The organism is Mycobacterium sp. OTB74 (genome assembly GCF_029892685.1).
Lineage (GTDB): Bacteria > Actinomycetota > Actinomycetes > Mycobacteriales > Mycobacteriaceae > Mycobacterium.
On sequence record NZ_JARXVD010000004.1, the window covers coordinates 64,835 to 78,308 of the forward strand.

The 13,474-nt window shown below is 64.4% G+C and carries 14 protein-coding genes; 4 read left to right on the forward strand and 10 right to left on the reverse strand.

Annotation, left to right across the window (positions count from 1 at the left end; translation table 11 throughout):
- Positions 1 to 144: 144 nt before the first annotated feature.
- Positions 145 to 1,851 (forward strand): diguanylate cyclase, encoded by a 1,707-nt coding sequence (locus M2432_RS07960; RefSeq protein WP_280826248.1) that lies wholly within the window; start codon positions 145 to 147, stop codon positions 1,849 to 1,851.
- A gap of 351 nt (positions 1,852 to 2,202) precedes the next feature.
- Here the strand turns inward: M2432_RS07960 and M2432_RS07965 are convergent, their stop codons facing one another.
- Complete coding sequence (locus M2432_RS07965; RefSeq protein WP_280826249.1) at positions 2,203 to 2,583, reverse strand: hemophore-related protein; 381 nt, start codon at positions 2,581 to 2,583, stop codon at positions 2,203 to 2,205.
- Positions 2,584 to 2,728: 145 nt separating this feature from the next.
- Entirely contained in the window at positions 2,729 to 2,938 is a 210-nt protein-coding gene (locus M2432_RS07970) for a hypothetical protein (RefSeq protein WP_280826251.1), read from the reverse strand.
- A 224-nt stretch (positions 2,939 to 3,162) separates the two neighbouring features.
- On the opposite strand from M2432_RS07970, the gene M2432_RS07975 reads away from it, so the two are divergent.
- The 3 genes from M2432_RS07975 to M2432_RS07985 all read left to right on the forward strand — a co-directional run bounded on the left by M2432_RS07975 (position 3,163) and on the right by M2432_RS07985 (position 5,466).
- A complete protein-coding gene (locus M2432_RS07975; protein WP_280826252.1) occupies positions 3,163 to 3,819 on the forward strand; it encodes a response regulator transcription factor in 657 nt (218 codons plus the stop codon).
- Positions 3,816 to 4,997 (forward strand): ATP-binding protein, encoded by a 1,182-nt coding sequence (locus M2432_RS07980; protein ID WP_280826253.1) that lies wholly within the window; start codon positions 3,816 to 3,818, stop codon positions 4,995 to 4,997. The genes M2432_RS07975 and M2432_RS07980 overlap by 4 nt, the downstream gene beginning before the upstream one ends.
- A gap of 130 nt (positions 4,998 to 5,127) precedes the next feature.
- Positions 5,128 to 5,466, forward strand: a complete 339-nt coding sequence (locus tag M2432_RS07985) for a hypothetical protein (protein WP_280826254.1) — start codon at positions 5,128 to 5,130, stop codon at positions 5,464 to 5,466.
- Between the two features lie 85 nt (positions 5,467 to 5,551).
- Here M2432_RS07985 and M2432_RS07990 read toward each other — a convergent pair whose 3' ends face one another.
- From M2432_RS07990 to M2432_RS08025, 8 genes are read right to left on the reverse strand one after another with little or no spacing between them, the layout of a single operon-like run.
- Entirely contained in the window at positions 5,552 to 6,745 is a 1,194-nt protein-coding gene (locus M2432_RS07990; RefSeq protein ID WP_280826255.1) for a VWA domain-containing protein, read from the reverse strand.
- Positions 6,742 to 7,434: an SRPBCC family protein gene (locus tag M2432_RS07995; protein WP_280826256.1), complete on the reverse strand. Its 693-nt coding sequence runs from the start codon at positions 7,432 to 7,434 to the stop codon at positions 6,742 to 6,744. Before M2432_RS07995 ends, M2432_RS07990 begins: the two co-directional genes overlap by 4 nt.
- Positions 7,431 to 8,309: a MoxR family ATPase gene (locus M2432_RS08000; protein WP_280826257.1), complete on the reverse strand. Its 879-nt coding sequence runs from the start codon at positions 8,307 to 8,309 to the stop codon at positions 7,431 to 7,433. The genes M2432_RS07995 and M2432_RS08000 overlap by 4 nt, the downstream gene beginning before the upstream one ends.
- Complete coding sequence (locus tag M2432_RS08005; protein ID WP_280826259.1) at positions 8,306 to 8,896, reverse strand: nucleotidyltransferase family protein; 591 nt, start codon at positions 8,894 to 8,896, stop codon at positions 8,306 to 8,308. Before M2432_RS08005 ends, M2432_RS08000 begins: the two co-directional genes overlap by 4 nt.
- Positions 8,886 to 9,677, reverse strand: coding sequence for an XdhC family protein (locus M2432_RS08010; protein WP_280826502.1), 792 nt, complete (start codon positions 9,675 to 9,677; stop codon positions 8,886 to 8,888). The genes M2432_RS08005 and M2432_RS08010 overlap by 11 nt, the downstream gene beginning before the upstream one ends.
- Positions 9,678 to 9,697: 20 nt before the next feature.
- Positions 9,698 to 12,097, reverse strand: coding sequence for an aerobic carbon-monoxide dehydrogenase large subunit (locus tag M2432_RS08015; protein WP_280826260.1), 2,400 nt, complete (start codon positions 12,095 to 12,097; stop codon positions 9,698 to 9,700).
- Positions 12,094 to 12,579, reverse strand: a complete 486-nt coding sequence (locus M2432_RS08020) for a 2Fe-2S iron-sulfur cluster-binding protein (protein ID WP_280826261.1) — start codon at positions 12,577 to 12,579, stop codon at positions 12,094 to 12,096. Before M2432_RS08020 ends, M2432_RS08015 begins: the two co-directional genes overlap by 4 nt.
- A gap of 2 nt (positions 12,580 to 12,581) precedes the next feature.
- Positions 12,582 to 13,472, reverse strand: coding sequence for a xanthine dehydrogenase family protein subunit M (locus M2432_RS08025; protein WP_280826262.1), 891 nt, complete (start codon positions 13,470 to 13,472; stop codon positions 12,582 to 12,584).
- Between the last annotated feature and the right edge of the window lie 2 nt (positions 13,473 to 13,474).

A 13,474-nucleotide genomic window follows, 5' to 3' on the forward strand; every position in this document is an offset into this window, starting at 1 on the left:
CTCGGTGCTGCGCTGAGCAGCACGTTGACGCCTATGCTGATATCGTCCTACCGAATTCGCCGGATAGCACTAACCAATAGATTTGGTAGCTGCCGATCCGGTGGCCGGAAAAGTCCCCGTTGCCAACGGCACCCGGTTGGGGGGATGGTAAAGGCATCTGGTAAAGACGCCGAGGTGAACGCCGGGGGGATAGTGACACATAGCGCGCCGACGACAGGATTGGTCGACAACGGCTCGGGTGACCAGCGATTCCGGGTGCTGATCGATCACAGCCCGGACGCGATCTGTGTGCACGAGGCCGGCCGCGTCGTCTATGTGAACCCGGCAGGTGTGCGGTGGATGGCGGCCGAGTCGGCTGACGAGATGGTGGGGCATCTCATCACCGAATTCGTCCATGCGGATTCGGTGCCGGGGATGCTGGCTCGACTGGCGACCCTGTGCGAACAGGGCGATGCGTCCGACCCTGCGGAGGCCGTGCTGCTGCGCTTCGACGGCGGGACGCTCGACGTCGAGGTGGTATCGATCCTCACCACGTGGGAAGGCCGGCCAGCCCATCAGGTGGTATTCCGGGATATCACCGCGCAGAAGGCAGCGCAGGCGACCATGCGCTACCAGGCCGCGCTGGTCGAGCATGTGTCCGATGCGATCATCGGTACCTCGCCAGACGGGGTCGTCACCGCCTGGAATCCGGCTGCGGAGACCATCTACCAGCGGCCAGCGGGGCAGACCCGCGGGTTGCCGATCCACGCCGCAGTCGGCGCCTCCTTGGACCCCGCGGAGATCGTGGCCGCCGGCGGAGTGCAGCACAGCACCCACTACACGCCCGACGGGCGGGCCCTGGCGATCCGGGTGTCCGCAGCGGCCATGGATTCCGGCTACGTGTTGGTCTGTTCCGACCAGACGGCGCTACGTCGCGCCGAGCAGCATTTCCAGACCGTCGTCAATTCCCTGAACCGCGGGGTATTGGTAATCGACCCAGACGACCGCATCACTTCGGTCAACCCGGCGGCACTGCGCATCCTCGGCCTGGCCGAACGTACCCCCACGACCGCCGCGGAACTGGCCGCGACGTTCTTGTCGTACGGGTTCGACGGGAAGATCGAATTCGACGGTAAGAGTCAGGTACCGGCCGAGCACCCCGTCGAGATCACCCGAAGCACCGGCCGACCGGTGCGCGACGTGCTGATCGGTGTCGACGTCTTCGGCGGACGCCGTCTATGGCTGTCGGTCAGCACCTGTCGTCTGGCTCCCTCCGACCGTAGCGACTCCGGGGTGCTTGTCACGTTTGCTGATGTGACGGCCGAGCACCTGGCCGCTGAGCGACTGCGGTACGACGCCACCCACGACACCCTCACTGCCCTGCCCAACCGGGCCTGCGTCACTGACCAGATCACCCGAGCCCTGGCCGGGATCGGCGCTGCGCCGCTGGCGGCGGTGATCTTCGTCGACCTCGACCAACTCAAATCGGTCAATGACACCTTCGGCCATCACGCCGGCGATTCAGTGATCCGGATCTGCGCCGAGCGGTTCACTGAAGTGTTGCGAGCCGGGGACACTGTCGCGCGCATCGGCGGCGATGAGTTCGTCCTCCTCATTGGCGCGCCAGCGACCGTTGACGATCTTGAGCACATCGCCCGGCGTCTCCATGCCGCTCTGGCCGTGCCGATCCGTATCGATGACCGCACCGTCGTCGGCAGCGCCAGCGCCAGCATCGGCATCGCGGTGACCCTTCCCGGAGAGACTCGAGCTGCGACCGAGATCCTCAAGCATGCCGATATCGCGATGTACGAGGCGAAAACCAGTGGCCGCGGCCAGACCCGATTCTCGGCGCACGAGGACTTGGCGGTTTGACCGCCGCACAGCGCCATCGACGCCCACCGCATCGGCCTTTCGATTCCGTCACTGTGACGCATCGCTGCCTGATTGCCCCACGGTAAGACCTCAGTCCGGCAATTGAACTCGGCTGGGTGGATAGGACCCTAATCCCTAAGGGAAAAAGTCACCATCGTAATGCAAGGTATGGCAGCCCAAGCTGGTGACGGTGCCGACCGCGGCGAACTCGCAAAGGTCGCCACACTGGCGCTCGGCGCCCTCCCCTGGACCCAGGTCTAGCTGGATACCGGCGAGCGGCGGGGATGAAATAAGTAGCCGCAGAACATCATTGCGCGATCCTGCGATCGCGCTCACGAAGACAGCGATCATTCAGAATGTGTTGCAGGTGTTGGCGACCTGTGTCAGCTCTTGGGCTTGGGGCGACCCGAGCCGATCGGCGATCAAGCCCTGCGCCTTGGGATTAACAGCCAACTGTTGGTCGACACGCTGCTGGCGCTGATCCACCGTTAGCGCCAAGAATTGCTGCAACCTGGCCTGCGCCTGGGGCCGGCTGCTCAGTAAGGAAGCCAGGTCGGGCGCTTCGGCTGCCAGCGCGGCAGTGATCTGGTTGTAAGTGCACGTGGTGGTGACCAGCGGAGCCAGCGCCGAGGTCACGTCAGCCGTCGCCGTCGCCGGCTGGATACAGAACGCTGCTGCCGTGATTGTGCTGCCGATCAACAGATTTCGGAGTCGAGATGCTGATTTCGTCATTGTGAGCCTTCCCTTGGGCGGATGCGGTGCGAGCGCTGCATGAGGACAGGCAGTGATGGCACCGTCACCAAATGCCTTGGTGCCATCACTGCCGCCGCTCTCTTTCCGCGGGACCGGGTCAGTGCCGCGGCGTGGGTGTTCGCGGCTACGGGGTCAGCGCACGAATGGGATGGGTGACCGCCCAGATCGGGTGCTCAACGTCGCCCACGTAATGCCGTACCGGATGTTCGGGACCTGACCACCAGGGACGCCATGGGTCTGCTGCGGCGACCCCCGGAACGGCCAGAGCGCCGAGCATCGACACCCCGAGTGCCCCCAGTAGTACCGCCAACCGCCTCCGTGTTCTTTTGGGCATGATGCCTCCTAAATCTGTGTAGATGCTTCTGCGATGAAATGACCTCGAACTCGTCGCCACTGGCCCGAGTTCCCCACAACTGCACCAGCTACGCCGTTTGACTGCCGTTAGGGCAGCGCCGAATTCTCAGCGGCGTGTGCGCCGCGGCCGCGGACTTGTGGCAGGCAGGTCCCGGTGTCCATACCTCACACCCGTCTAACAGGGGTTCACGGCACCATTATTCTGTGCGAGTACTTGTGGTCGAGGACGAACGCCTCCTAGCCGACACAGTCGCGTCGGGGTTACGCCGCCACGGCATGGCGGTCGATGTCACCTACGACGGCGACACGGCATTGCAAAACTGCGCCGTCAACGACTACGACGTCGTGGTGCTGGATCGCGATCTGCCAGTGACGTCCGGTGACGACGTCTGCCGGCAGCTGGTACAGGAGCAACGAACTACCAGGATCCTGATGCTCACCGCCGCGACCGAGGTCGCCGACCGGGTCGAGGGTCTCGGGCTGGGCGCCGACGATTATCTGAATAAGCCGTTCGCTTTCGCTGAACTGGTGGCCCGCGTCCAGGCCCTGGCTCGCCGATCCCGACCGGCGAGCCAGCCGGTGCTGACTAGGGGCGACATCAGCCTGGATCTGCATCGCCACACCGTCACGCGCGATGGCGCCCTCATTGACCTGTCACGCAAAGAATTCGCAGTGCTAGCCGAACTGTTGTTGGCACAGGGTGGCGTCGTGTCCGCCGAGCATCTGTTGGAGAAAGCCTGGGATGAGAATGCCGACCCATTCACTGGTGTCGTGCGCTACACCATCATGATGGTGCGCAGAAAACTCGGCGATCCAGCAGTTGTCGAAACACTTCCCGGTGCGGGGTACCGCATCTCATGATCCGCTGGCCCCAATCGACTATCCGAACCCGACTCACCGTGCTGTACGCGGGCACGTTCTTCGCTGCCGGTGCCCTACTGGTGGCCCTGATGTATTTCTACCTTCGCCAGGAGTTGGCCAACAGCCCAGGTAGCAGTGCTCTGGCTGCGGCGCACGACTTCCTGGCTACGCACCGAATACGCAACCATCCGTTCGTCGATGACGTCGTTGAGGTGCTGTCGGTGCAGGCTGAAGAGCGACGACGAGAGCTGCTCGATTCGGTGCTCGCGTGGTCGCTCGGCTTTCTGGTTGTCATCGGTATCGTCTCGGCCGGCTGCGGTTGGCTCCTTGCCGGCCGCGCGCTGCGACCGCTGCAGGAGGTCACCGCCGCCGCGCGGCGGGTTGCCGACCGCAACTTGCACGAGCGCATCTCGTTGGACGGGCCGGCCGACGAAATCAAAGAACTGGCCGACACGTTCAACGCCATGCTCGAACGGTTGGATCGCGCATTCGATAGCCAACACCGATTCGTGGCCAATGCATCACACGAATTGCGCACCCCGCTGGCCATCAATCGGACCCTGATCGAGGTTGCCCTCGAAGATCCGGACGTGCCGGATGCGACGCGGCACCTGGGCGCGACGCTCCTTCAAGTGAACCGCCGGCACGAGCGCCTCATCGGCGGACTGCTGATGCTGGCCACCAGCGAACAAGGAGTTTCCCGACCCACCCCGGTGGACTTCGCCGAATGCGGGCGCCGAGCCGCGGACACCGCCGCAGACATGGCCCAGCGTCACGGCGTGCAGATCACCAGCGAATTTCAACCAGCGCACGTGATGGGCGACCAGGAGCTGCTGGATCGGCTGGCCCAGAACCTCGTCGACAACGCCATCCGTTACAGCCCTCCAGAAGGAGGATGGGCCCGGATCGCGGTGTGGGCCACCGACCGTACCGCGACGCTGGTGATCGAAAACAACGGAGCGATAATCCCCGCGGAAGCGGTTGATGCGCTCTTCGAGCCGTTTCGCCGGTTGACCCCGCATGAGCGCATGGCCGATCCGGGAGGCGGATCCGGGCTGGGGCTGTCGATCGTGCGCGCCATCACCGCCGCCCACGGCGGCACCGCGAGTGCAGCGGCGCGAGCCGGTGGTGGCCTCATGGTCACCGTCAGGATTCCCACGTGCGAACCAACGGATTGACGATTTCTGCTTCAGGCGTGCTGTTCGGCGGCGGCCCGTATCCCGTTGTCCGCCATCATGCGCCGCCTACTCTTGCTCCAGCCGACAGAGGCGGTAGCGTCTGAGTGGTACGTGGCAAGGAGTCGGCACGATGTCCATGACGACGCATTCGGCCGGGCGGCGGCCCGCGGCATGGTTTGTGTCGATCAGCGCGCTGCTGTTGATGACTGTCGGCTGCGATGCAGAATCGAATCAGCAGACCGCCGCGGATGATTCGGTGACAATGTTGCCGGTTCCAGGAAACATTCCGCCATTCCCGTTGCCCAGCGACATTCCGCCGGTACCGTTGCCGAGTGCCGTCCCTAGCGTGCACATGCCGAGCGACATTCCGAAGGTTGAACTTCCAGCTGACGTTCCGCACGTTGAACTGCCCGCCGACATTCCGCAGATTCCACTACCATCCGATATTCCGCCGATCCCCTTTCCGTAATCTCCACGGCTGCAATATAATCCGTCGCCGTGACGAATTATTCTGCGGCTAAGGGTGTTTGAGTAACGGTAGGCATTGAGCAACCTCATGCCCGCCGCATGGCGTCCAGCAGTTCTCGCAATCCGTTCACGGAGTGGGCCGCGAGTAGCTGATCGCAGAACGGCAGTGCTGCCGCCATCGCACCGGCCAGCGGTTCAAACCCTGGCCTGGCGGCGCGTGGGTTGACCCACACCACCATCGCCGCACGGCGTCGCAGTCGCGCCATCGCGTGAGACAGCACCGCAGGTGGATCAGCGTCCCACCCGTCAGAAGCGATAACCACCACCGCACCCCGCAGCGCGTTGCCGTGCTGGGCGCTCAGCATCTCCGCGATCGACCGGCCGATGTGAGTGCCGCCGTATCGGTCGACCACCTTCTCGTTGGCCCGCGCCAGCGCCATCTCGGCCGAGCGGTGCGACAACGCCGGCGTCAACCGGGTCAGGCTGGTGGCGAACGCGAACACCTCCGGGCGTATCCCCTTGCGCCGCAAAGCAGCTGCGCGCATCAGGTGTAAGTACACCGACGCATAGGGCTGCATGGAACCACTCACGTCGCACAGCAGCACCACCCGGCGGGGACGACTGCGCAGTCGCGTGCGAGTCAGCCGAATCGGTTCCCAACCAGTGGTCCTGGACATACGCAAGGTCTGCCGCAGGTCAATCCGCCGCCCGGTGTGATGAGATTCGCGGCGCAGCGTGCGCCGTCTCGGCCAGTATGTCTGCGACCTCTCCAACCACACTCCGATGCGGTGCAGATCCTCGGCGTCGAACCGGTCGAACGGCTCATCGGCACGCACGGCCAACCGGCTGGGCAAGAGATCCGGCAGCAAAGTGCCCGCGGACGGATCGTCGGAAGCGATGAGTGAGGCGGGTCTGGTGGTCCAGGGCAGGCCTTCTCCCTCGGCTGCGCTGCCTTCTACAGACGATGAGGCGCGTGCCGGCTCGACAGCGTTGATGTGTTGTCGTTTCAGCCCGGGCGGATCGAATCCCAGTACGGCATGGGCGAAGACTGCATCGAATACGGTGTCGAAGGCGGGCAGGTCGTCGGCGTTGCTCACCAGCGTTAGCCGCGCCGCCCAGTACAGGGGGCCGCGTTCAGTGGGCGCCAGCACACGCATTGCCTGCACCAACGCTGCCGAAGCAACAGGCGGCACCGTCACTCCCACTGAGCGCAGCCTGTCGACCAGAGCGACCGCGAACGCCGCTAGGTCGACTCCACGCAGCAGCAGTGGACCTGTCATCGCGACGCGCGCAACGCCTTTCGGGCCCTGCGGCGCCGGCTCGCCGTGACCAGCAGCACTGCCACCAGCAACGCGATAGCAACCACCGGCCCATATTTCTTGAGTGCGCCGCCGCCTGCCAGCTCCAACAGATTTATCGGCGGCGGTTCGGGAGCAGGACGCAGCGGCGCACCGGAAACCACTGGCTCAGATGCCGGCCGTGACCCATCTCCGTCGACGGTATGCAGCGCTGGGGCCGGCTCGTTGCCGGCGGCGAGTTTCGCCTCCAGCGACTCCACAAACTGCCCGAGCAGCTTCTCCGAAACCTGTTGCAACATACCGCTGCCGAACTGGGCCAGCTTGCCCACAATCTTCAGATCGGTGTCGACGGTGACCCGGGTTGCCTCGCCACCATCATGCAATTGCGCAGTGACGGTGGCTGCTGCGTTGCCGGTGCCCCGACTCTCCTTGCCCTTGGCGTCGATGACGGCGCGGTGCTGGTCGCGGTCCTGCTCGACGAAGTGCACCTTGCCGTTGAACTCGCTGGTCACCGGGCCGACCTTGACCTTCACCTTGCCCAGCACATCGTCGCCGTCGTGGCCGGTCATCTGCGCCCCCGGCATCAGCGGGATGATCTGCTCGAAATCAGTGAGCAGATTCCAGGCCTCCTCGATCGGCGCACTGACGGTGAATTCGTTGGCAATCTTCATGTGGGGGTTCCTCTCATTTCCATCAGTGCGTCGTGCAGCAGTCCGAGATCATCGGGAGTCTTGGCCAGTGCGCCCAAGCCGGCCAGAGCGGCAGGATCGACCAGATCGCCCGCACCGAGCGCGACCAGAGCGGCCACCCAGTCGATCGTCTCGGCGATCCCAGGCGGCTTGTCCAGATCCAAATCGCGGACGGTACCGACGAATTGGGCGGCCCGCTCGATCAAAGCATCGGTGGCCCCAGGCACTGTACGGCGCACGATCGCCACAGCTCGCTCGCGGTGCGGGTACTCGATCCAGTGGTACAGACACCGCCGACGCAACGCATCGTGCAGGTCGCGACTACGGTTGGACGTCAGCACCACGATCGGTGGTTGCTGTGCGACGAACGTACCGAGTTCAGGCACGGTGACTGCAGCCTCGCCGAGGAATTCCAGCAGCAGCGCCTCGAATTCGTCGTCAGCACGGTCGATTTCGTCGACCAGCAGCACTGGTGCAGAATCGCCGCGGTACCGCACACAATGCAGGATCGGGCGATCGATCAGATACGTCTCGGTGTACAGGTCCGCCTCATTGATATCGCCGCCGCGAGCCTCGGCCAGCCGAATGGACAACAGCTGTCGCTGATAATTCCAGTCGTACAGAGCCTCGGAGGCAGTGAGCCCTTCATAGCATTGAAGCCGCACAAGTTGTGTATTCAAAACGGCAGCAAGGGTTTTCGCGGCTGTCGTTTTGCCGACGCCGGGTTCGCCCTCCAGTAGCAGTGGACGGCCCAGGGTGACGGCCAGATAGACCGCAGTTGCGGTGCCTTCGTCCAGCAGGTAATCGTGCGCGTCGAAGCGCCGCACCACATCATCGACGCCGGTGAACCCGGTCACGATGTCGCCGCCAGCAGGCGTTGGTAGTCGTCCCAGGTGTCGACGTCCGGCGGAACGGTGCCCGACAGGGCGACCTCAACCACGGGGTGGCGCCCTGATTCGATCAGCTTCCACACTCCTTTGTCGCCATGCAATGCCCGCACGTCGTCGAAGACGTTGCGGCCCAACCAGAACGGGTGCCCGACCCCGTCGATGTAGCAGCCCACGGCGATCGCTGTACTGGAGCTCGAACTCAGCAGCTGCTGCACTGCGCTCGGTTGCACACCGGGTTGATCGCCCAGCAGTAGCACTATGCCTGCTGCGCCGGAGCGCACCGCGCCCAATGCCGCACGGAGCGACGTCGAACAACCGGTAGCTGCCGCATCAGCGACCACAACGTCGGTACCAGTCAGGTCGACCTCGGCGCGGATAGCGTCAGCCGCACCGCCAAGTGTGACGATCAGCTGGTCGAATCCGCACTGCCGGGCGACATCCAGTGTCGCGCCCAGCAGCGTGCCGTCGCGGTACGGCAGCAGTTGTTTCGGGGTGCCCAGGCGTCTCGATGAGCCGGCCGCGAGCACCACCCCGACCAGAGGGTCAGCAGTCATGTGCTGCGCAGTGATGTTCGGCGGCGGTGACCGGTACTGGCGCGGTGCCGCCCTTCGGCACTGCGAGGCCACCGATCCTGATGCCCTGGATGACCTCGGACACAATGGAAACCGCTATCTCGGCAGGTGTTCGGGCGCCAATCTCCAGCCCGACTGGGGTGTGCACGCGGAGGCGTTCGGCATCGGTCAAGCCCATGCCGTCTAGGACGGACGCACCTCGTACGCGGCTGGCCACCAGTCCGATATAGCCCACGCCGGCGTCCAAGGCGGCCCGGATGGCCTCCGCCTCGGGGCCACCCAGGTTGGCGATCACCACCGCAGTGGTATCGGACAGGTCAGCGTCACCGGGCGCCTCCAGCCGACGGACGTCGTACCCCAGCATCCCGCACATATCGACCAGCGCATCGGCAATCGGTGTTGCACCGCAGATTTGCACAAGGGGCGCGGGCACCTGCGGCGCCAAAAAGATCTCCAGCGCACCACCGGACAGGCACGGATTGACCACTACACAAGCGCCCGGCGCCTCCGGGAAATGCACGTCGCCGTCGGGCAGGACGCGTAGCAGCACACTCTCGCCGGCCTGCAGTGCACCTAGCGCCGCTTTACGGACGGAATTCTGCGCGCATTCTCCCCCGACGAACCCCTCAATGGTGCCGTCGGACAACAAGATCGCCTGATCACCGGGGTGCGCCGATGTGGGCTGCTGGGCCCGGACCACCGTGGCGTGCACGAACGGAGTCCGGGCGAGCCGCAGCTGCCTTGCGCGTTCGTCCATGGTCATTGCCGGCACATGCTCCTCGCTCAGATCGGTGGGGTCGCGCGGCCCTGCATGGCCTCCCATACCCGCGACGGTGTGAGCGGCATGTCCGCATGTCGAACTCCGAAGGGCGCCAAGGCATCCACGACGGCGTTCACGACGGCCGGCGGCGACCCCACGGTGGCGGACTCCCCCACCCCCTTCGCGCCGATCGGGTGATGCGGCGAGGGCGTGACGGTGTGTCCGGTCTCAAAGTGCGGCACTTCCATCGCGGTGGGGATCAGGTAGTCCATCAGCGAACCGCCGAGGCAGTTGCCCTCTTCGTCGAATCCGATGAACTCCATTAGCGCCATCCCGATGCCGTCGGTGACGCCACCGTGCACCTGGCCCTCGATGATCATCGGGTTGATCCGGGTGCCGCAGTCGTCGACAGCCAGGAAGCGCCGTACCTTGACCACGGCGGTGCCCGGATCGATATCGACCACGCAGAAATAGGCACCGTATGGGTAGGTGAGATTCTCTGGGTTGTAACAGATTTGGGCGTCCAGCCCGCCTTCCAGCCCCTCGGGCAAATCTCCGGCACCGTGGGCCCGCATCGCGATGTCCTGGATGGTTACCGAGGCGGTCGGGTCACCCTTGACGTGGAAACTGCCCTTGTCCCACTCCAAGTCTGCGACCGATGCCTCCAGCATGCCCGAGGCGATGATCTTGGCTTTGTCGCGAACCTTGCGAGCGACAAGCGCGGCGGCCGCGCCTGAAACCGGCGTGGAGCGGCTGCCGTAGGTGCCGAGCCCGAACGGTGTTTGGTCGGTGTCTCCGTGCACCACGTCGATATCGTCGGGCGGGATTCCCAGTTCCTCGGCGACGATCTGCGCGAACGTCGTCTCGTGGCCCTGGCCCTGGGTCTGAACACTCAAGCGCACCACGGCTTTTCCGGTCGGGTGCACGCGCAGTTCACAGCCATCGGCCATGCCCAGCCCGAGGATGTCCATATCCTTGCGCGGCCCTGCGCCCACTGCTTCGGTGAAGAACGACATACCGATGCCCATGAGTTCGCCGCGTGCGCGCTTCTCCTGCTGTTCGGCCCGCAACGCGTCGTAGCCGATCATATCCATGGCGAGCCGCATGGTGGTCTCATAGTCACCCGAGTCGTACACCCACCCGGTCTTCGACTTATACGGGAATTGCTCTGGCTTCAACAGGTTTCGCAGCCGTAGCTGGGCGGGATCCATCTTCAGCTCGAATGCCAGGCAGTCCACCAGGCGCTCCACGAAGTACACCGCTTCGGTGATTCGGAACGAACAGGCGTAAGCAACCCCTCCGGGTGCTTTGTTGGTGTAGACCGCTGTCATGTGGCAGTAGGCAGCCTCGATGTCGTAGCTGCCGGTGAATACGCCGAAGAATCCGGCGGGGTATTTCACCGGGGCTGCAGTGCCGTTGAATGCACCGTGGTCCGCGAGCACGTGGGAGCGGATCGCCAGGATCTTTCCGTCCTTGGTCGCGGCGATCTCACCGACCATGATGTAGTCGCGAGCAAAGCCGGTACTGGTCAAGTTCTCGCTGCGGTCCTCCATCCACTTGACCGGCTTGCCCAGCAGCAATGATCCGACGATGGCGCATACATAGCCCGGGTAGATCGGCACCTTGTTGCCGAACCCGCCGCCGATATCCGGTGAGATGACCCTGATCTTGTGTTCGGGCAGACCTGCGACCAATGCGTAAAGGGTTCGGTGTGCGTGTGGGGCCTGACTCGTCGACCACAACGTGAGCTTGCCGCTGACTGGATCCAGATCGGCGACCGCGCCACACGTCTCCATCGGTGCGGGATGCACTCGGGGATAGACGATTTCCTGTTTGACGATCACATCGGCCTTGGTGAATGCGGCCTCGGTTGCCGCGGCGTCGCCGGTCTCCCAGTCGAAGCAGTGGTTGTCGGTCTTGCCGTCAAGATCGGTGCGGATCACCGGAGCGTCGGCGTCCAGAGCGTGACGGACGTCGACTACGGGGTCGACGGGCTCATAGTCCACGTCGATGAGTTCGAGGGCGTCGCGGGCAGAGTAGCGGTCCTCGGCGACGACGAACGCCACCTCCTGGCCCTGGAATCGCACCTTGTCGGTGGCCAGCACAGCCTGCACATCATTGGACAGCGTCGGCATCCAGGCCAGGCCCTTTTCGGCGAGATCCGCGCCGGTGACGACCGCCTTCACCTTCGGATGTGCCTGTGCCGCAGAGATATCGATTCCTTTGATCACCGCGTGCGCGTACGGCGAGCGCAGGATCGCCAGGTGCAGCATGCCGGGCAGTTTCACGTCGTCGACGTAGTTACCCCGACCGCGGATGAACCGAGGATCCTCCTTGCGCAGCATGCGGCCATGTCCACATGGCTTCTTGTCGTTATCGGCTACATCTTCCGGTGCCGGCGTCCGCGCGTCGGTGGCGGTCATGCGGTCACCTCCTCAGGCTGCGCAGCCTGGGCGCGAGCGGCCCACTGCACCGACCGGACGATGGTGGTGTAGCCGGTACAACGACAGATCTGGCCTGAAATGGCCTCGCGGATCTCGGCTTCAGTGGGGTCGGGGTTGCGGTTGAGCAGCGCTCTGGCAGTAATCATCATTCCTGGAGTGCAGAACCCACATTGCAGACCGTGGCACTGCATGAATCCCTCCTGCACGGGATCCAGCTTGCCGTCGACCTCCAGGCCCTCGACGGTGCGGATCGCATGGCCAGAGGCCATTGCCGCCAGCATGGTGCAGGATTTCACCGGCTCACCGTCGACCTCCACGACGCAAGTCCCGCAATTGGATGTGTCACAGCCCCAGTGGGTTCCAGTGAGCCCGAGCTGGTCGCGCAGGAAGTGCACCAGCAACATACGGGGCTCGATCTCGGCGGAGACCGGTTCACCGTTGACGGTCATGGTTACCTGCATGGTCAGTTCCCCTGTGGTGCCGGTGCGGTGCGTACCCGGTCGGCCGAGGTGCGCAGTGTGCGAATGGTCAATTCGGCCGCGAGATGCCTTTTGTAGTCGGCTGTTCCGCGGATGTCGGTGACTGGTTCGCAGGCCTGCGCAGCCAGCCGTCCCGCCTCGGTGAAGGTCTCCTCGGAGGCGGGCTTGCCGATCATGGCGTTAGCCAGCGCGGCGAGCGCCTCGTTGTCGGCATTCACTGCCGTCAAGCCGACTCTGCCCGCGGCGATCAGTTCTCCGTCCAGGGTGAGCTGTGTGCCGGCCGCAGTAACTGCCCAATCGCCGACTCGCCGCTCCACCTTGGCGTATGCACTGGACGTGTTGTGCCGCACAGGGATCCGCACCTCGGTCAGAATCTCGTTGTGCGCCAGAGATGTTTCATAGGGGCCCTGCAGGAAATTATCGATGGCGATAGTCCGGTCACCGGAGGGCCCGCGGGCCACGCACTCCGCCGACAGCACGGTGCACACAGTGGTGAGGTCCTCGGCCGGGTCGGCTTGACACAGCGACCCGCCGAGCGTGCCCCGGTTGCGCACCACCGGGTCGGCGATCACCCGTTCCGCGTCGGCGAAAATCGGGCACACCCCCAGCAATGCGGTGGATTCGAGCACCTCGCGGTGGCGAGCCATCGCGCCGATTCGAACCAATGTCGGCTCGACGATTAGGTACCCGAGGGTGTCGTGCAGGTCGTTGATATCGATCAGATATTCGGGATTGGCGATGCGCAGTTTCATCATCGGCAGCAGGCTGTGACCGCCGGCGACTATCCTGGCATCTTCCCCCAAACGGTCCAGCAGGCCGACCACGTGGTCGACACTGGTGGCGCGCTCATATTCGAACGGTCCCGGAACTTGCATGT